Genomic DNA, 24,108 nt, shown 5'->3' on the forward strand with positions numbered 1-24,108 from the left:
GCAATGCTTAAAACAGATCGTTAAGCATCACGCCCACACCAATACGGGTTTGATTGAAATTATAGTCAATCAATGATTCGCCGTAGCCGCTGTAAACCTGGGTGTAGAACCGGACGTGTCGGGTTATCGGATAGCTGATGCCGATTTCCGCACCGCCGTAGCCGGTATTCCAGTTGTACTGCCCTTTGGCGCTGAGGATTGCCTCGCCCAGTTGATAACCAATCTCCAACTGGTAATAGCCCATGTATTTGGTGATGTCCGGATTATCGTCGGTGGAACCCACCACATACCAGGGCTTCACTTGAACCATCCAGTTGCCGTTTTGCGCCATCAGGCGGGTGTAGATGCGGTTCCAGCTACGTGATGTCGGGTCGGAACGGCCGTTTGAATCGTGGTTAAAACCCATCTCCACATCGCGCAACGTCCAGCCAGCAAACTCATAATCGGTGGCGAAACCGAGGAAAAGCTGCGGTTCGTAGTTGGTTTCACGGAACGGTGATGACTCAGCGCTATTGGAGAGCTGCCACCAGGACTTCTGCGTATAGGAAGCACCAAAAACAGAATTGGGCCCCAGAATCCCGCGCCACAGCGGAAACGCCAGGCTGAGCTGAAACTTCACTTCGTCCTTACGCGCATTATCAGACCAGTTATAGGAGCGAATCGCTTCCTTGTTCATATCGCTGGTATCGGTATAGATCACGTAGTTGGTTTCATAAGGATAAAGCGTGAAAGGATTATCGTGCTCCTGCAATAAATTGGCGATGATGCTACCGCGCACGGCGGGGGCATCATGAACTTCCTTTACCGTAGCTTCCTGTGCGTATGCCATAAAAGGCAGTGCAAGCACTGCGAAAAACCAACCCAGAGAGGTCCGCATCGGTTTTATGCTCCCGAATCATATTGTTGAATTGAAGAAGTTCCCCGCAAGTATTCTACATATTTATTGAGTCACTGCTCAGGTATCGGTTCTTAAACTGGAAATCAACAAATAACAGGCATAAAATCAACATTCCATTAACACATCGGATCAGATTGCTATGTCAGCCGTTCTCACAGCCGATCAAACCCTTAAGCTGGTGGGCGAGATTTTTGTCTATCACATGCCGTTTAACCGTGCATTAGGTCTTGAGCTGGAACGTTATGAAAAAGAGTATGCAGAGTTGAAATTTACTAATCAGCCAATGATGGTGGGCAACTGGGCGCAAAGCATTTTACATGGCGGTGTAATCGCCTCCGCGCTGGATGTCGCCGCTGGTCTGGTTTGCGTGGGCAGCACGTTAACCCGCCATGACACTATCAGCGAAGAGGAGCTGCGCCAGCGTTTGTCGCGCATGGGCACCATTGATTTACGCGTCGATTATCTGCGGCCTGGGCGCGGCACGCGCTTCACCGCCAGCAGTAGTTTGCTGCGCGCGGGCAATAAAGTTGCCGTCGCCCGCGTAGAACTGCATAACGAGGATCAACTGCATATCGCCAGCGCGACGGCCACCTATATGGTGGGGTGAGGCGGTTGTGAAAATCGGGTAACATACGGTTACTTTTCAGCAAAGAGTTTTCCCGATGGATGCAAAACAGACGCGGCTGGGCGTGTTACTCGCTCTGGCCGCTTATTTCATTTGGGGGGTTGCCCCGGCCTATTTCAAAGTGATTTGGTACGTACCGGCTGACGAAATTCTCACTCACCGCGTCATCTGGTCCTTCTTCTTCATGCTGGCGTTGATCAGCGTCAGCCGTCAGTGGGGCAGTGTAAAAGCGCTGCTGCAAACGCCGAAAAAAATCCTGCTGCTGGCCGTCTCGGCCATACTGGTTGGCGGCAACTGGTTGCTGTTTATCTGGGCGGTAAACCACAACCATATGCTGGAAGCCAGCCTGGGTTACTTTATTAACCCACTGGTGAATATCCTGCTGGGGATGCTGTTTTTGGGCGAGCGTTTCCGTCGTATGCAGTGGCTGGCGGTACTGCTGGCCGCCGTCGGCGTGCTGGTGCAACTGTGGACGTTTGGCTCGCTGCCGATCATTGCGCTTGGTCTGGCATTTAGTTTTGCTTTTTACGGCCTGCTGCGCAAAAAAATCGCTGTCGATGCGCAAACCGGCATGCTGGTAGAAACGCTGTGGTTACTGCCGGTTGCAGCAGTGTGGCTATTTGGCATCACCGATAGCCCGACCAGCCATATGGGACAAAACAGCCTGTCGCTGAACCTGTTGTTGATGGCCGCCGGTGTGGTTACGACGATTCCTCTGCTCTGCTTTACCGGCGCGGCAATGCGTTTGCGTTTATCGACGCTGGGGTTTTTCCAGTATATCGGCCCGACGCTGATGTTCCTGCTGGCGGTTGCTTTCTATGGCGAGCACCCGGGGCCGGATAAGATGGTGACCTTTGGTTTTATCTGGCTGGCGCTGGCGATTTTTATTATGGATGCGGTATACACCCAGCGCGGTTTACGCAAAAACGAGTGATGAAGAGTTTGTGCGGCCTCTTTACCGCATGCTGAAGCGGCGCACGCACTCCAGTGAAAATGAAAAAGGGCGGCAACGCCGCCCGTTATCTTACAGCCAGTTGCGGCGCTTGAAGTAGAGATACGGCGCCAGCCCGGCGAGGATCATAAAGACAATCGCGCCAGGGTAGCCGAAGCTCCAGTGCAGCTCGGGCATAAATTCAAAGTTCATCCCGTAGCTGGATGCCACCAGCGTCGGCGGCAGGAACACCACGGAAACGACCGAGAAGATCTTGATGATGCGGTTCTGCTCGATATTGATGAAACCCATCGCCGCCTGCATCAGGAAGTTCACCTTCTGGAACAGGGATTCATTGTGCGGCAGCAGAGATTCGATATCGCGCAGGATCTCACGCGCCTGCTCCAGCTGACCGGCCGGTAAACGCGCCTTGCGCACCAGGAAGTTCAGCGCGCGCTGAGTATCCATCAGACACAGGCGCACCTTCCAGCCGATATCTTCCTGCTCCGCCAGCGTTGAAAGCGCGTCGTCATATTCATCGCCCTGCTGGCCTTCCATAATGACGCGGCTCAGCTTTTCCAGGTCGCTGTAGATGTTTTCGATCTCATCCGCCAGTTGTTCGATTTTGGTTTCGAACAGATCCAATAGCAGTTCATAGGCGTTGCCATCAACCATCTCCTGGCTGCGGGCGCGCATACGATAGAGGCGAAACGCGGGTAATTCGCGCTCACGCAGCGTGAACAGGCGACCTTCGCGAATGGTGAATGCCACCGTTGAGTTACCGGCGTGATCTTCAGCGTCTTCAAAAAAGAAGAAGGAGTGGATGTGCAGCCCGTCTTCGTCCTCGAAAAAACGCGCGGAGGCTTCGATGTCTTCCAGTTCAGGTCGGGTGGCCAGGTTCTGACCCAATTCCGTTTGCACACGGGTTCGTTCGTCTTCGTCCGGCTCGACCAAATCAACCCAAACCGAGCTGGCGAGGTGTTTGATTTCGTCAGCCTCAAGACGGGTTAAACGATTGTTTTCCAGTTGAAATGCGCTCAGCATGGCCGGGACTCCCAATGCAAAAAATATCGGACAGTTCGGTGGGCACACAAGAAACGAATTGGGTTTCAGACCATTAAACAGCCTGACTCAGCGCGACGGGAAACATACAGGTCGCTGACAACCTCTGAGGCTATCAGCATGAGAAAATAGCCTTAGGAGTTGTTCCTGCGGAACAGGAGATTGAGCCAGTATCTACTGGGTGTGTCCAAGGCGAATGTCCTCTTAGCGTGATCGTGCGCGCATGTTACGCCAGCACTCAGAAGGCGTCAACACGCAACGAAACGCTAAAGAGCAATATTTGCCCTTTAGCGTATAAGGCTAGCAGATTATTACAAAATAATGATATTTTTCTGAACGTTAGACGGTTTCCAGCTTCGCATAAGCGGCCACCAGCCATTTAATACCCTGCCCCTGGAAAGCCACCTGCAAACGGCTGTGTTCACCGCTGCCTTCCATGTTCACTACCGTACCTTCGCCAAACTTCGCATGGCGCACGCGCTGGCCAAGTTTATAGCCGGTGTCGCTCTGCGCGGCTGGCGTTCCCATGCGCTGATGACTAACCGGGCGGCTGATGCTGGCGCGTAAACGCACCTCTTCCACACACTCTTCCGGCAGCTCGCCGATAAAGCGTGAAGGGCGGTGATAAACCTCTTTTCCGTACAGACGACGCGTTTCAGCGTAGGTTAGGGTCAGTTTCTGCATCGCTCGCGTCACGCCGACATACGCCAGCCGGCGCTCCTCTTCCAGACGACCGCCCTCATCCAGCGACATCTGGCTCGGGAACATGCCCTCTTCCATGCCAACGATAAAGACCTGCGGGAATTCCAGACCTTTTGCCGAGTGCAGCGTCATAAGCTGCACCGCATCCTGCCAGGTGTCCGCCTGCCCTTCACCCGCCTCCAGCGCGGCGTGAGAGAGAAACGCCTGCAACGGCATTAAATCTTCATCTTCTTCGTTGTAGCTGAACTGCCGCGTGGCGGTGACCAGCTCCTCTAAGTTCTCAATACGCGTCTGGCCTTTCTCGCCCTTCTCCTGCTCGTACATCATGCGCAGACCAGAGTCGTTCACCACCCGGTCGGTTTGTACATGCAGCGGCATATCGGCCGTTTCCTGCGCCAGCGCGTCAATCAGTTCGAGGAAGCGTTGCAGGGCGCTTGCAGCACGGCCCGCCAGTGCTTTTTCCTGTAACAGCTCGCGCGTCGCCTGCCACAGCGTCAACTGACGATCGCGTGACGTCTGGCGCACAACATCCAGCGTGCGATCGCCAATGCCGCGCGTCGGCGTATTCACTACGCGCTCAAACGCGGCATCATCATTGCGGTTGGCGATCAAACGCAGATAGGAGAGCGCATCTTTGATCTCCTGACGTTCGAAGAATCGCATACCACCATAAATGCGGTACGGCATACTGGCCTGCAACAGCGCCTCTTCCAGCACGCGCGACTGGGCGTTGCTGCGATAGAGAATGGCGCACTGCGTCAGTTGCCCACCGTTGTCCTGCCAGGCTTTGATACGGTTTACGACAAAGCGCGCTTCGTCCAGCTCGTTGAACGCGCAATAGAGTGAAATCGGCTCGCCATCGACGCCGTCGGTCCACAGATTTTTCCCCAGCCGCCCGTTGTTGTTTTCAATCAGGGCGTTAGCGGCGCTAAGGATATTACTGGTGGAGCGGTAGTTCTGCTCCAGGCGAATGGTCTGCGCGCCGGGGAAATCTTTCAGGAAGCGCTGGATGTTTTCCACTTGCGCGCCGCGCCAGCCGTAAATGGACTGATCATCGTCGCCGACGATCATCACCTTGCCGGTGTCGCCCGCCAGCAGGCGGATCCATGCGTACTGAATGTTGTTAGTATCCTGAAATTCGTCCACCAGGATATTGGTAAAGCGTTCACGATAGTGCTGCAAAATATGCGGCTTGTTCAGCCACAGCTCATGGGCGCGCAGCAGCAGCTCGGCAAAATCCACCAACCCGGCGCGATCGCAAGCTTCCTGGTAGGCCTGATAAACTTTCTGCCAGGTCTGCTCAACCGGGTTACCGAAACTCTGGATATGATGCGGACGAATGCCCTCATCTTTCTGGCCGTTGATGTACCACATTGCCTGACGCGGCGGCCACTGCTTCTCATCCAGATTCATCGCTTTGATCAGGCGTTTCAGCAACCGGAGCTGATCTTCACTGTCGAGGATCTGGAAATCCTGCGGCAAATTGGCGTCCATATGGTGCGCACGCAACAAGCGGTGCGCCAGGCCGTGGAACGTGCCCACCCACATTCCGCCCTGTGAGGTGCTCATCAACTGACCGATACGGTGACGCATTTCCGCCGCCGCTTTATTGGTAAAAGTGACCGCCATGATCGAGTACGGCGAGCAGTTCTCCACGGTCATCAGCCAGGCGATACGGTGTACCAGCACGCGCGTCTTACCGCTCCCCGCCCCGGCCAGCACCAGCATATTGCTGCGCTCTGCGGCTACGGCGTCGCGCTGTTTGTCATTGAGGCTGTCGAGCAGATAAGAAACGTCCATAGGTACCGTCGTGTCGTCGTCAGGAATTGAACGAAGCGCCCGATGGCGCTTCGCTTACCGGGCCTACGTTACCGTAGAGCGGATAAGCGTAGCGCCATCCGCCAAAAACCCTGGTATTTTATACAGAACTATTGGTGATTATATCAGCGTCGTGAGGGATGCCAACCGCGAAATTTCCATATGCGGTAACAAACGGCTGTCGGTTGCCTGTAGCAGATCGGTGCCTTCCGGTTTGATCCAGCATGCCTGCATGCCGCAACGGATCGCGCCCGCAACATCCGTGGTCAAATCGTCGCCAACATGCAGAATATCCTCTACCGCCACACCAAGGCGATCTGCGGCCAGATGGTACATGTCGCTGAACGGTTTTGAACGCCCGTCCGGCCCGGCGCGCAGCACGAATTCAAAGTAATCGCCCAGCCCGAACAGTTCCGGCTGCGCGTTACCGTTGGTGATCGCCACCAGCGGCCACTTCGTTGCCAGCCTCTTCAGCGTGTCGTGGGTTTCCTGTGGCACATCAATGCGGCTGCGCCATTTGGCAAAGTTAACCATTGAGGCCTGTGCGCCCACAGCGGCTTCCTCGACTGTCAGCCCGGCGTTCAGCATCGCCTGTTCAACAGCGCGTCGCCGCCATTCAGTAACGTCGTGATAAATCTCCGGCTCGGTTTCCCGCAGCGACTGGCGCAAACGCTTGAATTCTTCATTTTCCAGGCCGTTCAGCGCCGGATGATAGCGTTGCACAAACGCCAGCGCTTCCTGTTCGGTACGCTGGATCACCAGCCGGTTGTCGTAAAGAGTATCGTCCAGGTCAAAAGTGATCGCGGAGATCTGACCCAATGGGCGGTAAAAACGCATTATTTCCCCCGTTTGGCGCGCGGGTGCGCGGCGTCGTACACCGATGCAAGATGTTGAAAATCGAGATGGGTATAGATTTGTGTCGTTGAAAGATTAGCGTGACCGAGCAGTTCCTGCACCCCGCGCAGATCGCCGCTCGATTCAAGCATATGTGTGGCGAATGAGTGCCGCAGTTTATGCGGATTCACGTGACTGTTAAGCCCCTGGCGGATGCCCCACTCGGCAAAACGTTTTTGCACATTACGCGCCGAAATTCGTTTCCCCAGCTTCGATAAAAACAGTGCATCCTCTTCCGCGCCAAACAGCCCACGCAGATCGAGCCAGTGCTCGATCCAGGTCACCGCACTGCGACCAATAGGTAAGCGTCGCTCTTTGCTGCCCTTGCCCATTACCCACACTTCGCCGCTTTCCAGATCCAGATGTTTGATATCCAGATTGACCAGCTCCGAAAGACGCAGACCGGCGCCGTACATCACTTCCAGCATGGCCCGATCGCGCACGGCCAGCGGATCGTTAAGATCGATATCCAGCAGCCGGTTCACATCATCAACGTCAATATTCTTCGGCAAATGCCGCGGCGCTTTCGGTGCCGAAATGCCCTTCGCCGGGTTTGCCGGTAGCTCGCCCTGGCTGACCATCCAGTCAAAGAAACTGCGCAGCGCCGAAAGCCGCAGCGCCAGGCTTGCCGGGCCGAGCCCTTTCCGTCGGCTGCGAACGGCAATTGCGCGCACCATTGCAGCATCACATTGTTGCCAGCTTTTCAGGCCGGTTTCACCGGTCAAAGCAATGATGGCATCAAGCTGACGCTGATAATTAAGCAGCGTAATGGGGCTGAGCTGACGTTCAACGCCAAGGTAGCGCAAGAATTTGCTGACGGCTGGTAACAGCGGCGAATCGCTCATACGCGCTCGATCCAGCGTTCCAGAAGATCCGGCAGCATCTGCGCTATCTCATCTAAAAGCTGGGTGCCCTGACCTTGCTGGTAATGGTGAACATCACGACTGCTGAACAGCACCACGCCAAGGGAACCGTCCGGCCCCATTAATGACATGGCCACGGAGCCGATTGCTTTCGCTTCCGGCAACAGCAGCAGCAACTCCGGCCCGTTTAATGAGCCAAGATAGTGATGCTGCTGGCCTAAGCGTTGAATGCGCAACGATTCAAAGGCCTGGCGGGAGAGCGCAAGATGGGTGTAGCGGGAAGGCGCGCCCAGACGCCAGCGATCGGGAAACAGGCGGATAGTCGCGCCTGCCAGCCCCAGATCGCGCGCCCAGCGATGAAAACGGTTAAGCATCTCTTCGAGGCTGTTGGCGGATGCCAGCCGACTTTGCAGACGCAGCAGACGATAGAATAACCCTTCGTTTGCGCTCGCCTGCTCCATCAGCAAGGTCATGTTCTCTTCCAGCACATTGATGTGATTGCGCGAGCGCGCCATGTGCCATTCGACGAGAGAAACCGTACCGCGCACCGGGTGCGGCACGCGCATTTGCTCTACCAGCCGCGCATTGCGGATAAAGAATTCAGGATGGTGCAGCAGATATTCCGCCACCGCCTGGTCATCCAGTTCGGCCAACGGCTCCTGCTGCTCTTCTCCTATATGCTTCATAGATGAATAAACCCGTCATAGACATGTGCCGCCGGGCCAGTCATAAACAACGGTTGACCCGGTCCTTTCCACGCGATATCAAGCCGACCGCCCGGTAATTCAACGCGAACATTTTCGGCCAGTAAATCCTGCTGAATGCCGACCGCGACAGCCGCACAAGCGCCGCTGCCACAGGCCTGGGTTTCACCTGCACCACGTTCAAAGACGCGCAGACGAATGTGATCCCGTGAGACGACCTGCATAAAACCGATATTGGCGCGCTCAGGAAAGCGCTCATGGCTCTCCATCACCGGCCCCAGCGTTTCTACCGGCGCGGTGTCCACGTCATCAACCTGAATCACGCAGTGCGGATTACCCATCGAAACAACGCCGCACAGTATGGTTTGCTCCGCCGCCCGCATAATATAGGTCTTTTCCGCTTTGTTGGCGCGGAACGGCACCTGCGACGGTTCGAAGTTTGGCTCGCCCATATTGACGCGTACCAGTTCGTCTTCCGTTACGCTCAATACCATACGACCGTTCGCCGTACTGACGCGGATATCACGTTTATTGGTTAACCCTTTCAGGCGAACAAAGCGGGCGAAACAGCGCGCGCCGTTACCACACTGCGACACTTCACTGCCATCAGCATTGAAAATACGGTAGTGAAAATCGAGTTCGGGATCGTAGGGAGGCTCAACCACCAGCAGTTGATCAAACCCAACGCCAAGGTGACGATCCGCCAGACGACGGATCAGCTCCGGTGAGAAAAAGACATTCTGCGTTACCGCGTCGACGACCATAAAATCGTTGCCAAGGCCATGCATTTTTGAGAACTGCATCATCTACTCCAGTTGCGCGGATACAGAACGGTAGCGTCAGTAATTCACCTGGCTCGGAGAGCCGTCATCACCACGATCGTTGCTATCCGGAGTGCTCGGCTGGATCGTGCTGGTTTGCGTTTTGGTTGGCGGCGGCGCGTTTTTATCCGCAGGAGGAAAATAGAGCGGCCCCTTCAGACCACAACCCGTCAGGCTGAACAGAGTCAGCAGTACGGCCATCGCGCGAAACACATCTTTCATTATGAGTTGCCTGTAAGTTCGTTCTTTCTGCTTTCTATCATCGCAGGAGAAGACACAAAAGCAAGAGTTTGCTGGTTTAGGGCATCGGGAAATGTTTCGCGTTATACTGCTGCCATCATAAAAAACAGGAAAGCAGAATGAACGACAGTGAATTTCATCGCCTCGCCGACAGCCTGTGGCTCACCATCGAAGAACGCCTTGATGACTGGGATGGCGACAGCGACATCGACTGCGAAATCAACGGCGGCGTCTTAACCATTAGCTTTGAAAACGGCAGCAAAATCATCATCAACCGTCAGGAACCGCTACACCAGGTGTGGCTGGCGACCAAACAGGGCGGCTACCATTTCGATCTCAAGGGTGACGACTGGGTTTGCGATCGCAGCGGCGAAACCTTCTGGGATCTGCTGGAACAGGCCGCCACGCAGCAAGCGGGCGAAACGGTGACTTTTCGTTAATATTACGCGCCGGATAAGGTGTTAATGATTTATCCGGCACGTATTACGAGAAATATTGCTGCAACAGCGGCGCGTCGTTGTCCTGATTCGCCGGTGTTGCGGTGCTGATCGCCTGATTGCGGAACGGGATCACCTGCGCACGCCCTTCCGTATTCACAATCTGATAGAACTGCGGCAAGTTGAAGTTAATAAAGCTGGAACCGTAGGTGAAGCGGTCATGCGATGACGAGTAGAAACGGCTTACATCCCGCACCAGCTCCTCTTTGCTGCCTTCACAGTGATGATAGACTTCAGCGCGGTTGCTCTCATCCAGAATATAGATGTTAAAGCCTTCTTCACCGGTCTCTTCAAAGAAGAACTGAATAATCCCTTCGCTGGCAAAACCATCCACCACCGCCGGTAATTCGACGTGATTGGTTTCAACCTGCACGGAAAGGCCATGCAGTTTGTTATGCGAAATCGCACCATAAAACTCGATCGCGTTTTCCAGCTTCTGTACCGACACATTCAGGCGTTCAAAGAACAGCCCCCAGGTCTGACCCGCCACGCGCAGCGCTTTAAAGCGACCGGTTTCCTGACGCGTACTGGAAAGACGCAGCTCAATACACTCAGAAACCAGTTGCTGGACGCGGGTTCGAATCAGGCCGCGCAGATGCTGGCTGTAGCAGAACACTTCAACGCTGTCCGGCGGCGCCGCATCCTGATGCATTTTGCCGAGAATCGTTTTCAGCGCTTCGATCATCGCCTGCTCGCCGTTGAAATGCAGCGTACGCACCTCATTCCACGAATTACGGTAGAGCAGATCCACGCTTCCGACGAGGCAGTTTTGCTGCTCGCCGAAGCTGAAGACATCAAGCTTACGGAAGTCGAAATGCACCACCTGGTTACGAAACGCCGCAGTCGGGTCGTACTCCAGGTTGACGATAATCGCCAGATGACGGATTTCGCACGGGCTATAGAGTGCTTTCGGGGTCGGCGCAGGCAGGCGCAGCGGGAAGTGATGCGATACATCCGCCACCATCTCCTGCAGCTTCGCCAGATCGACCACATCATTGCCTTTAATAAACAGATGCGTGCGCGAGGTCAGCAACCCGTTAAACCAAGCCCAGGCCACCAGCTTATTCAGATAGCGGTTATATTCCAGCGGCTGATGGCTGACGATGGAGTCCATGTTTGGCGCGCGATTGTACAGATACCAGCCAGTGCGGTTGGCGCGGCCTGGCGGAACATGAATAAAGGTTAAATTGGGTTCGGAGAGATCCGGTGAAATCTGCGGGTTCACCAGCGTTACTTTGCCCGGCAACGCCTCAAAGGCGGCATACAGTTTACGGGTCAACACCCCGATATCCTGCGGGCTGGCGGAAACGCTCAGATTATTACGGCGAGCGAAACGGATCAGATTGCGATAGCTCTGCATCATCGCATCGAGCAGCTCATTGTGCGCTTCGCGTACCTGATCGATTTTCCAGTTGGCGCGATTGTCCAGCATGGCCACGCGTGCATCGTCCCAGCCCCACTCTTTTACCAACTGCGCGATCACTTCACGACGCCAGCCGACACAAGCGCGTTCACGGCTGAGCTTTTCGCACACTTTTAAGTAGAAACATCGACGCGCCAGATCGAGACGGGTGGTGTCTTCGATAGCAACCAGATATTGCGTCACGCGTTCCAGCATCATGCAGTAGTGATCAAGACCGAAGGAGACGATCTCGCCATCATGCAGACGCTGTTTAATATCTTTCGCCAGCAGGCGCGTGTTGGGATATTCCCAGGAATAAGCTTCCAGAAGCAGGGTCTTCAACACTGCTTTGTATGGGGAATCGATACTTTTATAGAGCTGCCAAAGGCTGGCGCCGAAGTACTCTTCCGCCGAAAGGGAACTTAAGCCGCCGAGATCCAGCCACTCATTTGGTGTCAGCACGCCCTGCGCATAAAGCGTCATTACGTAGTCGTCGTAATGCTCTTCTTCATCGCCCGGCACCATATTCCAAAGAATACGTTTCCCGGCAAGACGCACGGCGGTGCGGTAAAATTCGTCAAGCAACAGTATATGCTGCGTCGAGCCACAATCCTCGCCGCCGAGACTGCCACTTTCGTTATGGCGGAAACGGTTTTCATCAATCAGGAAGAAGCTCACTTCCACGCCCAGCGACGCGGCCCAGCTTTCCAGCAGGCTGCATTTTCGCTGCAACAGTTGCCGCTCTTCGTTATCAAGCCAGGATTGATGACATACCCAGATGTCCAGATCCGAAGAGCAGCTTTGCCCAACGGATGACGTGCTACCCATAGAGTAAACGCCGGTGATCGGTAATTCGCCTTTTGGCGACTCCTGCGGCGGCAAACCACGGTGCAGTTCGAGTTCGTTCAGATAGTGAAGTTGGTTTTCATCAGGCGTGTAAAGGCAAATGCCCTGCGGAACGTTACCCTCAAGGTAACCCGGCATCAGCGGATGATGGTAGTGCAGTAATGTCGGCAGCAGACTGTAGACCTGCTGAAAAGCAGGCCCCATGGCAGCAAGCGCGCGTTCCACACGCAGTTGATTGATGGCATCCAGTCTCTGTTTCAGAGTCTCAATATAGAGGTACAAGACATATCGCCTGATGTTTACAGAAAATCCAAAGTCGCCGTTGCCATTTTTCGCCCTTATCTTTATAGGGGTACAGACGAAAAAATGGTCTAAAACGTGATCAATTTAACACCTTGCTCATTGACCGTAAAGAAAGATGCGCTACAAACCAGTGTAGCATCAAACACACTTTGTAAATTCTTAATTACGGCCCGCGCTGCGCCTGTATTGCGGGATGAAGCCTTCACTTCCCCCGGCAATCCACCGCGAACACTGACACCCTAATGCAACAATGTTAGGATGGTCAGCGGACGATAATGACGGTAACAAGCATGTTAGACAATGTTTTAAGAATTGCCACACGGCAAAGCCCACTTGCGCTCTGGCAAGCACAATACGTTAAGGAACGCCTTGAAGCGAGCCACCCGGGGCTGACTGTAGAACTGGTGCCGATGGTCACCCGCGGCGATGTGATCCTTGATACGCCACTGGCGAAAGTGGGTGGCAAAGGGTTGTTTGTGAAAGAACTTGAGCTGGCACTGCTTGAAAACCGCGCCGATATCGCTGTGCATTCAATGAAAGATGTGCCGGTGGATTTCCCCGAAGGGCTTGGCCTGGTGACCATTTGCGAGCGCGACGATCCGCGCGATGCGTTTGTGTCGAACCGTTATGCCTCGCTGGACGAACTGCCACGCGGTAGCATTGTGGGCACTTCCAGTTTACGCCGTCAGTGCCAGTTGGCGGAACGACGGCCGGATCTGGTGATCCGTTCCCTGCGCGGAAACGTCGGTACCCGCCTGAGCAAGCTGGATAACGGTGAATATGACGCCATTATCCTCGCTGTTGCAGGCCTTAATCGCCTCGGTCTGGCTTCACGCGTACGCATGGCGCTGCCGCCAGAAACCTCGCTACCGGCAGTCGGTCAGGGCGCGGTCGGCGTGGAATGCCGCCTCGATGACACGCGCACGCGCACGCTGCTCGAACCGCTGAATCACCAGGACACTGCCGTGCGCGTTAAAGCCGAGCGGGCGATGAATACCCGTCTTGAAGGTGGATGCCAGGTGCCAATTGGCAGCTATGCTGAACTGATCAACGGCGAGATCTGGCTGCGCGGGCTGGTAGGTTCGCCAGACGGTTCAATCCAGGTACGCGGTGAACGCCGCGGCAAACCGGAAGATGCGGAACAACTGGGGATCTCGCTGGCGGAAGAGCTACTGGAGAATGGCGCCCGCGCCATTCTGGATGAGGTTTATAACGGAGACGCACCTGCATGAGCATTCTGGTCACTCGCCCATCTCCAGCCGGAGAAGAATTAGTCAGCCGGTTGCGCACACTTGGGCTGGTGGCCTGGAGCTTTCCGTTAATCGAATTTACGCCAGGCCGCGAGCTCGCTTCATTACCCGCGCGGCTTGCTGCTCTAACCGCAGACGATATGGTTTTTGCCCTGTCGCAGCATGCGGTGACATTTGCTCACGCCCATTTACAGCAGCTTGGTTTGCGCTTTCCTCCTCAGACTCACTATTTCGCTATCGGCCGCACTACGGCGCTGGCGTTGCATACCGTCAGCGGCATTGAGGTGCGCTATCCGCACGATCGGGAAATCAGTGAAGTGTTGCTACAATTACCTGAATTACAAAGTGTTCAGGGTAAGCATGCGCTAATCTTACGGGGTAATGGTGGGCGCGAAGTGCTGGCGGAAACGCTGGCGGCGCGCGGTGCTGAAGTTGAATTTTGCGAATGTTATCAACGCTGTGCAATATTTTATGACGGTGCTGAAGAAGCGATGCGCTGGCATACGCGTGGCGTGACGACACTGGTGATCACCAGCGGCGAAATGATGCAGCAACTGTTTTCACTTATTCCCCCCTGGTATCGGGAAAACTGGCTACTTCGCTGCCGCCTGGTTGTGGCGAGCGAGCGTCTGGCGCACCTCGCCCGGGAACTGGGCTGGCAGGACATTCGGGTCGCTGACAATGCCGACAACGATGCGCTGCTTCGCGCATTACAATAACTCTCATAATGGGAAGCCATAATGACGGAACAAGAAAACTCCTCCGCCGTGGTCGAAGAGACCAAAGCGGCTGACGGCGCAACGCCGCCGCCGGAGAAAGCAGAGAAGAATAGACGCGCTAACAGGACCAGCCTTGCGCTCAGCGCGATCGCCATCGCCATTGCGCTGGCGTCGGGTGCCGGGCTTTATGGCTGGGTAAAACAGCAAGTGGCGACACTGCATAGCAATAATGGCGAGATCGCCAACCAGGTTATCGCCTTACAGCAATCGCAGGATAAGCAGCGCGCAGAGCTGGAAGGCGTGATTAAACAACAGGCAGACCAGCTTGATGCCGCCAAACGTCAGAATGATGTACTGGCGAAGCAGCTTGATGAAGTGCAGCAGAAAGTGGCGACCATCTCCGGTTCTGATGCTAAAACCTGGCAACTGGCGCAGGCTGATTTCCTGGTGAAACTGGCGGGCCGCAAGCTGTGGAGCGATCAGGATGTCACCACCGCTGCCGCGCTGTTGAAGAGCGCCGACGCCAGCCTGGCAGATATGAACGATCCAAGCCTGATTACCGCGCGTCGCGCCATCACTGACGATATCGGCAGTCTGTCGGCCATCACGCAGGTGGATTACGACGGCATTATCCTCAATCTGAACCAGCTTTCGAATCAAATCGATAATCTGCGTCTTGCGGATAATAACGATGATGATTCACCGATGGACGACGACAGCAGCGAGCTCTCCGGCTCGATCAGCGAATGGCGCGTCAATCTGCAAAAAAGCTGGCAGAACTTTATGGACAGCTTTATCACTATCCGCCGTCGCGATGAAACGGCAGTACCGCTGCTCGCGCCGAATCAGGATATCTATTTGCGTGAAAACATCCGTTCACGTTTGCTCGTCGCCGCGCAAGCCGTTCCGCGTCATCAGGAAGAGACCTACAAGCAGGCGCTGGATAATGTTTCTACCTGGGTACGCGCGTACTACGACACCGACGATGCGGCCACCAAATCCTTCCTTGAGGAAGTAGATAAGCTGAGCCAGCAGACGATCGCCATGAATTTACCGGAATCCCTGCAAAGCCAGCCGATCCTGGAAAAATTAATGCAAACCCGCGTACGCAATCTTCTGGCGCAGCCTGCCGTGACGTCTGAACAGGCGCCGGCCAATGCGGCCGCAGCGCAGGGAGAATAAGCATGCTGAAAGTATTATTGCTCTTTGCGCTGTTGATCGCCGGGATCGTACTCGGCCCTATGCTTGCCGGGCATCAGGGTTACGTGCTGATCCAGACCGATAATTATAACATTGAAACCAGCGTCACCGGTTTAGTGATCATTCTGGTACTGGCGTTGGTGGTGATCTTTGCCCTCGAATGGGTGCTGCGTCGCATTTTCCGCACTGGCGCGCATACCCGTGGCTGGTTTGTGGGCCGCAAGCGTCGTCGCGCGCGCAAGCAGACGGAGCAAGCGCTGCTCAAGCTGGCGGAAGGCGACTATCAGCAAGTTGAAAAGTTGATGTCGAAAAATGCCGATCACGCCGAGCAGCCCGTGGTTAATTACCTGCTGGCGGCCGAAGCGGCGCAGCAACGCGGTGATGAAGCCCGCGCCAACCAGCATCTGGAGCGCGCAGCAGAGCTGGCGGAAAACGATCCCATCCCGGTGGAAATCACCCGAGTACGTCTGCAACTGGCGCGCAACGAAAATCATGCAGCTCGTCATGGCGTGGATAAATTGCTGGAGATCACCCCGCGTCATCCGGAAGTGCTGCGCCTGGCTGAACAGGCCTATATTCGCACCGGCGCATGGACTTCTCTGCTGGATATCATCCCTTCGATGGCGAAAGCCGATGTCGGCGACGATGATCATCGCGATGTTCTGCAACAGCAGGCATGGATTGGCATGATGGATCAGGCGCGTGCGGATCAGGGCAGCGAAGGTCTGAAAAGCTGGTGGAAAAACCAGAGCCGTAAAACCCGTCAGCAGGTAACGCTACAGGTGGCTATCGCCGAGCACTTGATCGAGTGTGACGATCACGATACTGCACAGGAAATTATTCTTGATGGCCTGAAACGTCAGTATGACGATCGTCTGGTGATGGTGATCCCGCGGCTGAAAACCAATAATCCGGAGCAGATTGAAAAAGTTCTGCGCCAGCAGATTAAAGCGCAGGGCGATCGCCCATTGCTGTGGAGTACGCTGGGCCAGTCGCTGCTGAAACATGGTGAATGGCAGGAAGCAAGCCTGGCCTTCCGCGCAGCGCTGAAACAGCGCCCGGATGCGTTCGATTACGCCTGGCTGGCAGATTGTCTCGATCGCATGCATCAGCCGGAAGAGGCCGCGCTCATGCGCCGTGATGGTCTGCTGCTAACGCTGCAAAATAACCCTCCGGCCTGACGGCCAGCCAAAAAAAACGCCTGCCGGAAAGCTCAGGCAGGCGTTAAAACAGGTCTTTGACAACTAATGGGTGCTTCACTCAACGTTATGTCCATGGTGTTTGATGAGGCCGAAGCGACATCTGTCAGTGGACGATAAGCACCGTAAACGGCTCTGCATCATTCCTGAGTTTATGAAGCCAGAAGGCGAGCATAAGAGATGGAATGAGCATCTACATGAATATTATTGCACGTATCATGCCAGGCTTGCACTCTCAAATGGAACACAGTGCAAACTTTTAATAACCCAATAAATTCAACCCTCTCAGGACATCCTGCCACCCTCTTCACCGCGATCGTCGTCACAATTTGTCGCCGCAGAACGACATTTACCGGGTGAATTATATTATTTATTTGAATTCAATAGATTAGATGTCTCCCGCAGGCGACAGTGTGGAAAGAGGTTGTCGTCGATAAACAACAGGCAGAAAAAGCGGGAATTAAAGGAACGCAGAAAACAAAAAACCCCGCTTTCGCGGGGTTCAAAATTGGTCGGCGAGAGAGGATTCGAACCTCCGACCCACTGGTCCCAAACCAGTTGCGCTACCAAGCTGCGCTACTCGCCGTTTTTACTGCTTTTTGAATTTTTTGTTCAATTTAAGTTGTGGTGCGAGGGGGGGGACTTGAACCCCCACGTCCGTAAGGACACTAACACCTGAAGCTAGCGCGTCTACCAATTCCGCCACCTTCGCATTCCACGAAACTTGTACTGCTAAATAATGGGGTGGCTAATGGGACTCGAACCCACGACAACTGGAATCACAATCCAGGGCTCTACCAACTGAGCTATAGCCACCACTGTAAATCTTTTCACGCGGTATCATGACGAATCACGAACCACCGCAGCTCAAGCGCCGGGTTTAAATGGCGCGCCCGACAGGATTCGAACCTGAGACCTCTGCCTCCGGAGGGCAGCGCTCTATCCAGCTGAGCTACGGGCGCGTAGCGCCGTTGCGGGGGTGGATAGTACGGACTTCGGGCGCGGCTGTCTAGTGCTTTTTTTAAGAAAATGCGCGTTTGGTTATGCTTTGCGCATTTTGCCTCTTATTCACCCACCTGCTGTGTAACCGCGTGTCGATTGAGGCCAAATACCTTATATGCCAGGGTTACTGCGGCAAGGAAGATAATGCCGACAAACAGCGACATACGAGTATCGTCATTGAACCCCATACCGATCAACACGCACACCAGGAACGCCATCGTCAGCCAGTTCGCCCACGGGAACAGCATCGAGCGGAACGGATGCGTGGCAATCGCCGCTTTGTGCGCTTTACGGAAACGCATCTGGCTAATCAGAATCACGAACCACGGCACCATTCCCGGCAATACGCTGGCGCTATAGACATAAACAAACACGCGCTGCGGGTTAGGAATAATGTAGTTCAGGCACGAACCGATCAGCAGAATAATAATAGAAATGGTCACACCCGCTGCCGGAACGCCGCTTTTTGACACTTTCGCTACCGCAGACGGTAACTGGCGGTTCTTCGCCAGCGCGTAAAGCATACGACCGCAACTGTACATGCCGCTGTTACAACCCGAGAGCGCAGCCGTCAGCACCACAAAGTTGATGATACCTGCCGCTGCGGTAATACCGATTTTGGCAAACGTCAGCACAAACGGGCTGCCGTTGGTGCCGATTTCATTCCACGGGAAGATGGTGACGATAACAAAGATGGCACCCACATAGAAAATCAGGATACGCCACAGCACTTTGCTGACCGCGCTACGCAGCGTTACCTGCGGGTTTTTGGCTTCACCGGCAGTAATACCGATAAGCTCAACGCCCTGGTAAGAGGCGACCACGATACAGAGCGCGGTTAAGAAGCCTTTCCAGCCACCGGCAAAGAAACCGCCATGTTCTGTCAGATTGCCAAAGCCAATCGAATGACCGCCGTTGCCAAAACCGAAGAAGATCACGCCCAGGCCAACAATAATCATCACGATGATGGTGGTGACTTTAATCATGGCAAACCAGAATTCAATTTCACCATAAAGACGCACGGCCGCAAGGTTGGCCAGCGCCACCAGCGCTACCGCAATCAGCGCGGGGATCCATTGAGCAAGCTCGGGGAACCAGAACTGGACATAAACGCCAATGGCAGTAATTTCCGAGATCCCTACGGCCATCCACATAAACCAGTAGGACCAGGCCGTCAGGTAGCCGAAGAAGGGGCTCATATAACGATGCGCGTAGACGGCAAAGGAACCGGCTACCGGCTCAAGAAACAGCATCTCGCCCATTGAGCGCATGATAAAAAAGACGAAAAGACCGGCGATGATATACGCCAGCAATACCGATGGGCCCGCCCACTTCAGCGTACTGGCGGCCCCCATAAACAGCCCCACGCCAATGGTGCCGCCCAGGGCGATTAATTCGATGTGACGAGACTCCAGACCGCGCTGAAGCTCCGGTTTATTTTCAACCATAAATCCTCTGTTGTGTTTGCTTCTTTCTTACCCGCTCCGCGGGCTATTGTTATGAGTTTTTCCTCAGCTCATAACAGGCCATGCTGCACCGGCCCGGAAATGGCTGGCGCAAAAACGCCGTGGCACTGCAAATGAGTGAGCGAATGGTTTCTTAAATTGCGGGAAATGGCAAACGATGTATAAGAAAAATCGACCCGATGCACAATAAAACAGCAGCCGGAAGGAAAGCGGCAGCGTGAAACGCTGCCTGATGAGGTCAGAATTTTCCGCTGTAGTGCCAGCGTAAATAACGCAGTAAACGGAGCTGGCGTTTGAGCCGCGTAGGCTGCGAAAGCAACCGGTAGAGCCACTCCAGCCCCAGTTGCTGCCAAATCTTCGGCGCGCGCTTTACATGTCCGGTAAAGACGTCATACGTCCCGCCAACGCCCATAAACAAGGCATCGGCGTAAACAGCGCGGCAGTCACGCATAAAAATCTCCTGCCGTGGCGATCCCATCGCAACGGTGACAATTTTCGCTCCGCTGTCCCTGATACGCGCAAACAGCGCCTCACGCTGATCCGCCGTAAAATAACCATCCTGGCTACCCACGATATTGACCTGCCACTGCGCGCGCAGTTTCTGCTCGGTTTGCGCCAGCACCTCCGGTTTTCCCCCCACCAGAAATACAGGCGTACCTGACTGCCCGGCACGCATCATCAAATGTTCCCAGAGATCGGCACCGGCAACGCGTGAGACCTGCGCCTGCGGAAATTTCTTGCGCAGAGAGCGAACCACGCTAATACCATCAGCATATTTAAACTCTGCCGCCTCGATCAGCGCACGCACCACGGGATCGTCTTCCACAGTCAGCAGTTTTTCGGCGTTCATCGCCACCAGCGTACCGCGTTTGATTTCGCCGTCAGCATAGAGGTAATCCAGCGCGTGCTGCATATCGCGCCAGCCGATGAGTTTCAGACCGCGCAGGTCATACAGCGGCGCAGCCGTCTTGTCCGTCATGTTATTCCTTTTTACACCTGGGAAAGGGGGTTCACTGCGCGCGCACTGCGATTACGTATCAGGCCAGCGCTGTCGAACAACCAGTACAGCAGTTTCGCCACCAGCACGCAGAAACCGAAAACGACGAGGAAGAACACCACGCGGGAAGCGAAAGCATCCAGTCCCTCACGCGCCAGCACGATCATATTGAAGATAGCGCCAAAGCAGAAACTGTGCAGGATCGCCGCTTTATAGCGGTTTGTTTCCCGATTGCCAAGTTTATACACCCAGTCAAACCACTTAATGATAAGACCCACCACCACCGCACCGAACGGAATAAACCAGACACCGCCCATCACCACCAGCGATCCAATCAGCGTCGGAGAGATAGCCAGCCCTGAGTGGTTATTCAGCACTTCCCAGGTAAAATAATTCGCCGAGTTCAACACAATACTCGGGCGGCCATGCCACAGCCAGGAAGGGATGAAAACGTAGAAATCGCGCACAATCGGCGCCAGTCCCTGAAAATCGATCTTGTCGTAGTTTTGCAGTAGCAAAGACAGATTTTCCCAGGGAGAAAAGGTATCGCGCGTCAGATACAAGAAGGTATAAAAGGCTTCATCACCGCTGACATTAAGCCCGTAGCGCTTCAGCGCCAGCCAGAACATCCCGACAATCCCCAGCACGCCCGCCGCTGCCAGCATCCACAGCGAAATCCAGCCGCGAATAATGCCGATAAACAAGAAGATAGCAAAAGCGATAATAATATTGGCGCGTGTGCCGCCGACGATCATGTACGTCAACAAACCAAATGCGACGGTGCTGACGAGGAAAAACAGCCATGCCTGCGCGCTCTGCCGCAGGAAATAGACCACCAGCATGGCCGGAATAAAGAAATAAAAGAAGCGTTTCAATGCAACACCGGAAACTTCGCTGGAGAAGATCTGGCTATAGGATTGCAGACGGAACAGCAAAAACCCGTTGTGCATGAAGAAGATGCCCACGCTGACCAGCGCGATAACCATCAGCATGATCCACGTCAGATGCGCCTCGACCCGATTAATGGTAAACAGCGGGCGGCGCGATACCTGCTCGCTTTTCGCCCGCAATCGGGTTTTGTACGTCACATAATAAATCGCGTAGAAACAGGCCGCGGCCAGCAGCGACTGCATCATCACGCCCGGCGGCGCGACGCCGACATTGAAGCGGAACACCAGGAGGCTGGTGAGCGGGAACCCAAAGAAAAACGTCAACAAAAAGAGTAGTGAAAAGAAGACGTTAAAATTAAACCGTACCCGGCGGAACTCAAACCAGGTTAGCGTGGCGATAAACAGCGTTGCCACCAGCCAGAGGATCAACAGACCGCAAAACTCAAGTGGACTCATCCGGCGATCCCCGCAGCATTGCGCAGCGCCTTATGCCAGAGCGCAATATAGTTTGGACTGAAGAAGGTGATGGCGTTTTTATCCACCGCGATCAATTGCCGCCGGGCTTCGCGAATCACCGTCTCATTCAACGCATCACCGGTAAACAGCACCGGAATATCTTCGGCCACCATATCGCGCCAGAACGGGTTTTCCCGGTTAAGCACGCACGGCACCCCGGCCTGAATCAGCAAACAGAGCGTACCGATCCCCTGCTGGCGGGCAAAAATAAAATAGCCCAAATCACACTGCCCGAGTAGCGACAGATAGTCGTCAAAGGCCATTTTTTCACGCAGAATGCGCAGGTTTTCGGCGCTGAATAATGCCAGACCGGCACGATTTACCGCATCGATATAGCTGTCATTATTGGCCGGGTAGCCCATCGGCACAATGATATTCACCGTATCGCCGAACTGGCGGTGGATAGCCTCCAGCGCGGCAATATGTTCATTACTCGGATCGCCGGAGTTACCCACCAGAATCGTCAGCTTACCTTCCCGCTGCAACTCATGTGCCATGGTATTCAGCGCTGGATCCATACGCGTCGGGAAATAGAGCAACTCCCCGCGCACCGTGGGATTACGTTTCCCGTACCACGACAGATCGCCGCGGGTGGCAAAAACGCAGCCTACGCGGTGCTGCGCCAGCCTGCGCAGCGGATAAAAAAGACGGAATTTGAGGCTGTGCGAGACTTCGTACAGATCGGCGCCCCAGACATGCCAGTAAAATTGCTCGCGTTTGATAGCGCCGCGCAATAGCGCCAGCCACAGGCTTAAATTGAACTGGCCGTGGAAGAAAAAACGCTGTTGCCTATCCGCTTTTGCACGCGCAACGACGGCTTTCGCCAGCGCCTTTTTGTCCGCATAAAAGTGCAGCGTCAGCGCCGGGTATTCCGCACCTATTTCCGTGTCGCTGCTGGCAATCATAAACTCGCGGGCATGCGCGCCCGACGCAGCAAGATGATCGTTAAAGAAGCGTAATACGGTCTGGTTATGGTGTGGGATATCCGATCCCAGTACGTGAATCAGTGCAGTCATGCTTTCTTTCGCCAAATCAAAAACGCGCCACAACAGAGGGCGAAATAAATAATGTAAGTTGCCATATAGGCCTGTGCCGCACCGGCAGCACCGTGCGCGGGAATAAGCCAGCGCGAGAACAGCGTGAGCAGAGTGAACTGGCTAATTTCCGCCAGAATGTAGAAGCGTAGCGACGCTTTGGCAATCACCAGATAACCAAAGACGTAAGCGCCCACTTTCAGTACATCCCCGACCAGTTGCCAGGCAAAGAGATCGCGCATGGCGGTAAACTTGTCGGAAAACAGCAGCCAGATCGCCACATCACGCAACAGCCACACCGTCAGGCTCACCGCCGCCACCGCTGGCAACGCGAAGCGCAGCGATTTCACGATTTCGCGCGAAATCTCCTGTTTTGTCGCCAGCCTCGATAAAGTAGGTAGCAAATAGACACTAAACGAAGCGGTAATAAACTGAAGATAAGCATCGGAAATACTGCTCACCCCTTGCCAGATCCCCACATCTTCCCAGCTATAATGCGCCGCCAGCAGGTTTCGCATCATCACATAGGCCAGCGGCAACGTTACCGATGTAATCAGCGCCATCAGGGTAAATTTGCTGAGCTGACCGGCTAAACCGTTGTCCCAGCGCGGCGCGAAGTACGCCAGCGGCACCGAACCGCGTCGAATCAGCAGCAACACAGCCGGGATTAGCACCAGCGCCGGAACCAGCGCCATTCCCAGCAGCGCGCCCTGGTAACCGCCAAGCCGGAAACAGAGATACCAGGCCAGCACGCCAACCACGCTGCCGATAATCAGCGACAGCGCATTGCTGGCGGCATCGCGAAAGCCTTTCATCACCGCCAGCAGCAAGTTCGCCCATGCAATACCGAACTGCACCAGCGCCACCAGCCGCACCAGCCCCTGAAAATCAGGATGGCCAAATAAGCCCTGGCTGACAGGCGCAGCGGCAAGCAAAAAAACGAGCGCCAGCAGCGTTGAGAAGCCCAGCACCATAGCTGACGATGTGCCAACAACCGCACGCAACCGCGCCGGATCATCGTGATACTGGGCGACGAATTTAGTCACGCCATTGAAGATCCCGGCGCCAGCCAGCACACCCAACACGGTAATCAACTGGCGGAAGTTACCAGCCTGCCCGACACCTGACGGCCCGAAAGCCACCGCCAAAAGTTTGACCACCAGCAAGCCCGCGCCAATTTTGACCAGCGTGCTTGTCGCAGTCCATACCGATGCTTTTGCCAGCGACAT

General features: G+C 54.8%; 21 protein-coding genes and 4 tRNA genes. 7 read left to right on the forward strand and 18 right to left on the reverse strand.

Going from position 1 to position 24,108, the window contains the following annotated elements; translation table 11 throughout:
• Nucleotides 1-7: 7 nt before the first annotated feature.
• Nucleotides 8-877: a phospholipase A gene (pldA, locus tag Y71_RS26750; protein WP_007369158.1), complete on the reverse strand. Its 870-nt coding sequence runs from the start codon at nucleotides 875-877 to the stop codon at nucleotides 8-10.
• 160 nt (nucleotides 878-1,037) lie between these two features.
• On the opposite strand from pldA, the gene yigI reads away from it, so the two are divergent.
• Together yigI and rarD are read left to right on the forward strand one after the other, a co-directional pair.
• Nucleotides 1,038-1,505, forward strand: a complete 468-nt coding sequence (gene yigI / locus Y71_RS26755; protein WP_007369159.1) for an acyl-CoA thioesterase YigI — start codon at nucleotides 1,038-1,040, stop codon at nucleotides 1,503-1,505.
• Nucleotides 1,506-1,560: 55 nt separating this feature from the next.
• Nucleotides 1,561-2,457: an EamA family transporter RarD gene (gene rarD / locus Y71_RS26760; RefSeq protein WP_007369160.1), complete on the forward strand. Its 897-nt coding sequence runs from the start codon at nucleotides 1,561-1,563 to the stop codon at nucleotides 2,455-2,457.
• Nucleotides 2,458-2,547: 90 nt separating this feature from the next.
• Here rarD and corA read toward each other — a convergent pair whose 3' ends face one another.
• The 7 genes from corA to lptM form a co-directional block, all read right to left on the reverse strand.
• Entirely contained in the window at nucleotides 2,548-3,498 is a 951-nt protein-coding gene (gene corA, locus Y71_RS26765; protein WP_007369161.1) for a magnesium/cobalt transporter CorA, read from the reverse strand.
• Nucleotides 3,499-3,855: 357 nt separating this feature from the next.
• Nucleotides 3,856-6,018 carry a DNA helicase II gene (gene uvrD / locus Y71_RS26770; RefSeq protein ID WP_007369162.1) on the reverse strand — a complete coding sequence of 721 codons (2,163 nt, stop codon included), beginning with the start codon at nucleotides 6,016-6,018 and terminating at the stop codon, nucleotides 3,856-3,858.
• 138 nt (nucleotides 6,019-6,156) lie between these two features.
• Nucleotides 6,157-6,873, reverse strand: coding sequence for a 5-amino-6-(5-phospho-D-ribitylamino)uracil phosphatase YigB (gene yigB, locus Y71_RS26775; RefSeq protein WP_007369163.1), 717 nt, complete (start codon nucleotides 6,871-6,873; stop codon nucleotides 6,157-6,159).
• On the reverse strand, nucleotides 6,873-7,775 hold the full coding sequence (gene xerC, locus Y71_RS26780; protein ID WP_007369164.1) for a tyrosine recombinase XerC: 903 nt from the start codon (nucleotides 7,773-7,775) through the stop codon (nucleotides 6,873-6,875). The genes yigB and xerC overlap by 1 nt, the downstream gene beginning before the upstream one ends.
• On the reverse strand, nucleotides 7,772-8,479 hold the full coding sequence (locus Y71_RS26785; protein WP_007369165.1) for a DUF484 domain-containing protein: 708 nt from the start codon (nucleotides 8,477-8,479) through the stop codon (nucleotides 7,772-7,774). The genes xerC and Y71_RS26785 overlap by 4 nt, the downstream gene beginning before the upstream one ends.
• Nucleotides 8,476-9,300 (reverse strand): diaminopimelate epimerase, encoded by an 825-nt coding sequence (gene dapF / locus Y71_RS26790; protein ID WP_007369166.1) that lies wholly within the window; start codon nucleotides 9,298-9,300, stop codon nucleotides 8,476-8,478. Before dapF ends, Y71_RS26785 begins: the two co-directional genes overlap by 4 nt.
• A gap of 36 nt (nucleotides 9,301-9,336) precedes the next feature.
• The gene (lptM, locus tag Y71_RS26795; RefSeq protein WP_007369167.1) at nucleotides 9,337-9,540 is read right to left on the reverse strand and encodes an LPS translocon maturation chaperone LptM; all 204 of its coding nucleotides are present in this window, start codon (nucleotides 9,538-9,540) and stop codon (nucleotides 9,337-9,339) included.
• Nucleotides 9,541-9,677: 137 nt separating this feature from the next.
• On the opposite strand from lptM, the gene cyaY reads away from it, so the two are divergent.
• Nucleotides 9,678-9,998 carry an iron donor protein CyaY gene (cyaY, locus tag Y71_RS26800; protein WP_007369168.1) on the forward strand — a complete coding sequence of 107 codons (321 nt, stop codon included), beginning with the start codon at nucleotides 9,678-9,680 and terminating at the stop codon, nucleotides 9,996-9,998.
• A 43-nt stretch (nucleotides 9,999-10,041) separates the two neighbouring features.
• Here cyaY and cyaA read toward each other — a convergent pair whose 3' ends face one another.
• Nucleotides 10,042-12,585: a class I adenylate cyclase gene (gene cyaA / locus Y71_RS26805; RefSeq protein ID WP_035889543.1), complete on the reverse strand. Its 2,544-nt coding sequence runs from the start codon at nucleotides 12,583-12,585 to the stop codon at nucleotides 10,042-10,044.
• Nucleotides 12,586-12,896: 311 nt separating this feature from the next.
• On the opposite strand from cyaA, the gene hemC reads away from it, so the two are divergent.
• From hemC to hemY, 4 genes are read left to right on the forward strand one after another with little or no spacing between them, the layout of a single operon-like run.
• A complete protein-coding gene (gene hemC, locus Y71_RS26810) occupies nucleotides 12,897-13,838 on the forward strand; it encodes a hydroxymethylbilane synthase (protein WP_007369170.1) in 942 nt (313 codons plus the stop codon).
• The gene (gene hemD / locus Y71_RS26815) at nucleotides 13,835-14,575 is read left to right on the forward strand and encodes a uroporphyrinogen-III synthase (RefSeq protein ID WP_007369171.1); all 741 of its coding nucleotides are present in this window, start codon (nucleotides 13,835-13,837) and stop codon (nucleotides 14,573-14,575) included. The genes hemC and hemD overlap by 4 nt, the downstream gene beginning before the upstream one ends.
• A 21-nt stretch (nucleotides 14,576-14,596) precedes the next feature.
• Complete coding sequence (hemX, locus tag Y71_RS26820) at nucleotides 14,597-15,757, forward strand: uroporphyrinogen-III C-methyltransferase (protein WP_007369172.1); 1,161 nt, start codon at nucleotides 14,597-14,599, stop codon at nucleotides 15,755-15,757.
• Between the two features lie 2 nt (nucleotides 15,758-15,759).
• On the forward strand, nucleotides 15,760-16,956 hold the full coding sequence (gene hemY, locus Y71_RS26825; RefSeq protein WP_007369173.1) for a protoheme IX biogenesis protein HemY: 1,197 nt from the start codon (nucleotides 15,760-15,762) through the stop codon (nucleotides 16,954-16,956).
• Nucleotides 16,957-17,483: 527 nt separating this feature from the next.
• On the opposite strand, the gene Y71_RS26830 is transcribed toward hemY, so the two are convergent.
• The 9 genes from Y71_RS26830 to wzxE all read right to left on the reverse strand — a co-directional run bounded on the left by Y71_RS26830 (nucleotide 17,484) and on the right by wzxE (nucleotide 24,108).
• Nucleotides 17,484-17,560: transfer RNA gene (locus tag Y71_RS26830), tRNA-Pro, on the reverse strand.
• A gap of 39 nt (nucleotides 17,561-17,599) precedes the next feature.
• Nucleotides 17,600-17,686, reverse strand: a tRNA-Leu gene (locus Y71_RS26835).
• Between the two features lie 28 nt (nucleotides 17,687-17,714).
• Nucleotides 17,715-17,790, reverse strand: a tRNA-His gene (locus Y71_RS26840).
• Nucleotides 17,791-17,859: 69 nt separating this feature from the next.
• Nucleotides 17,860-17,936, reverse strand: a tRNA-Arg gene (locus Y71_RS26845).
• Between the two features lie 102 nt (nucleotides 17,937-18,038).
• Nucleotides 18,039-19,424 carry a bifunctional threonine/serine APC transporter ThrP gene (gene thrP, locus Y71_RS26850; RefSeq protein ID WP_007369174.1) on the reverse strand — a complete coding sequence of 462 codons (1,386 nt, stop codon included), beginning with the start codon at nucleotides 19,422-19,424 and terminating at the stop codon, nucleotides 18,039-18,041.
• A 256-nt stretch (nucleotides 19,425-19,680) separates the two neighbouring features.
• Complete coding sequence (gene wecG / locus Y71_RS26855) at nucleotides 19,681-20,421, reverse strand: lipopolysaccharide N-acetylmannosaminouronosyltransferase (RefSeq protein ID WP_007369176.1); 741 nt, start codon at nucleotides 20,419-20,421, stop codon at nucleotides 19,681-19,683.
• An 11-nt stretch (nucleotides 20,422-20,432) separates the two neighbouring features.
• Entirely contained in the window at nucleotides 20,433-21,785 is a 1,353-nt protein-coding gene (gene wzyE, locus Y71_RS26860; RefSeq protein ID WP_007369177.1) for an ECA oligosaccharide polymerase, read from the reverse strand.
• Nucleotides 21,782-22,861 carry a TDP-N-acetylfucosamine:lipid II N-acetylfucosaminyltransferase gene (locus Y71_RS26865; protein WP_007369178.1) on the reverse strand — a complete coding sequence of 360 codons (1,080 nt, stop codon included), beginning with the start codon at nucleotides 22,859-22,861 and terminating at the stop codon, nucleotides 21,782-21,784. Before Y71_RS26865 ends, wzyE begins: the two co-directional genes overlap by 4 nt.
• Nucleotides 22,858-24,108, reverse strand: a complete 1,251-nt coding sequence (gene wzxE, locus Y71_RS26870; RefSeq protein WP_007369179.1) for a lipid III flippase WzxE — start codon at nucleotides 24,106-24,108, stop codon at nucleotides 22,858-22,860. The genes Y71_RS26865 and wzxE overlap by 4 nt, the downstream gene beginning before the upstream one ends.

It is taken from the genome of Kosakonia radicincitans DSM 16656, assembly GCF_000280495.2.
Lineage (GTDB): Bacteria > Pseudomonadota > Gammaproteobacteria > Enterobacterales > Enterobacteriaceae > Kosakonia > Kosakonia radicincitans.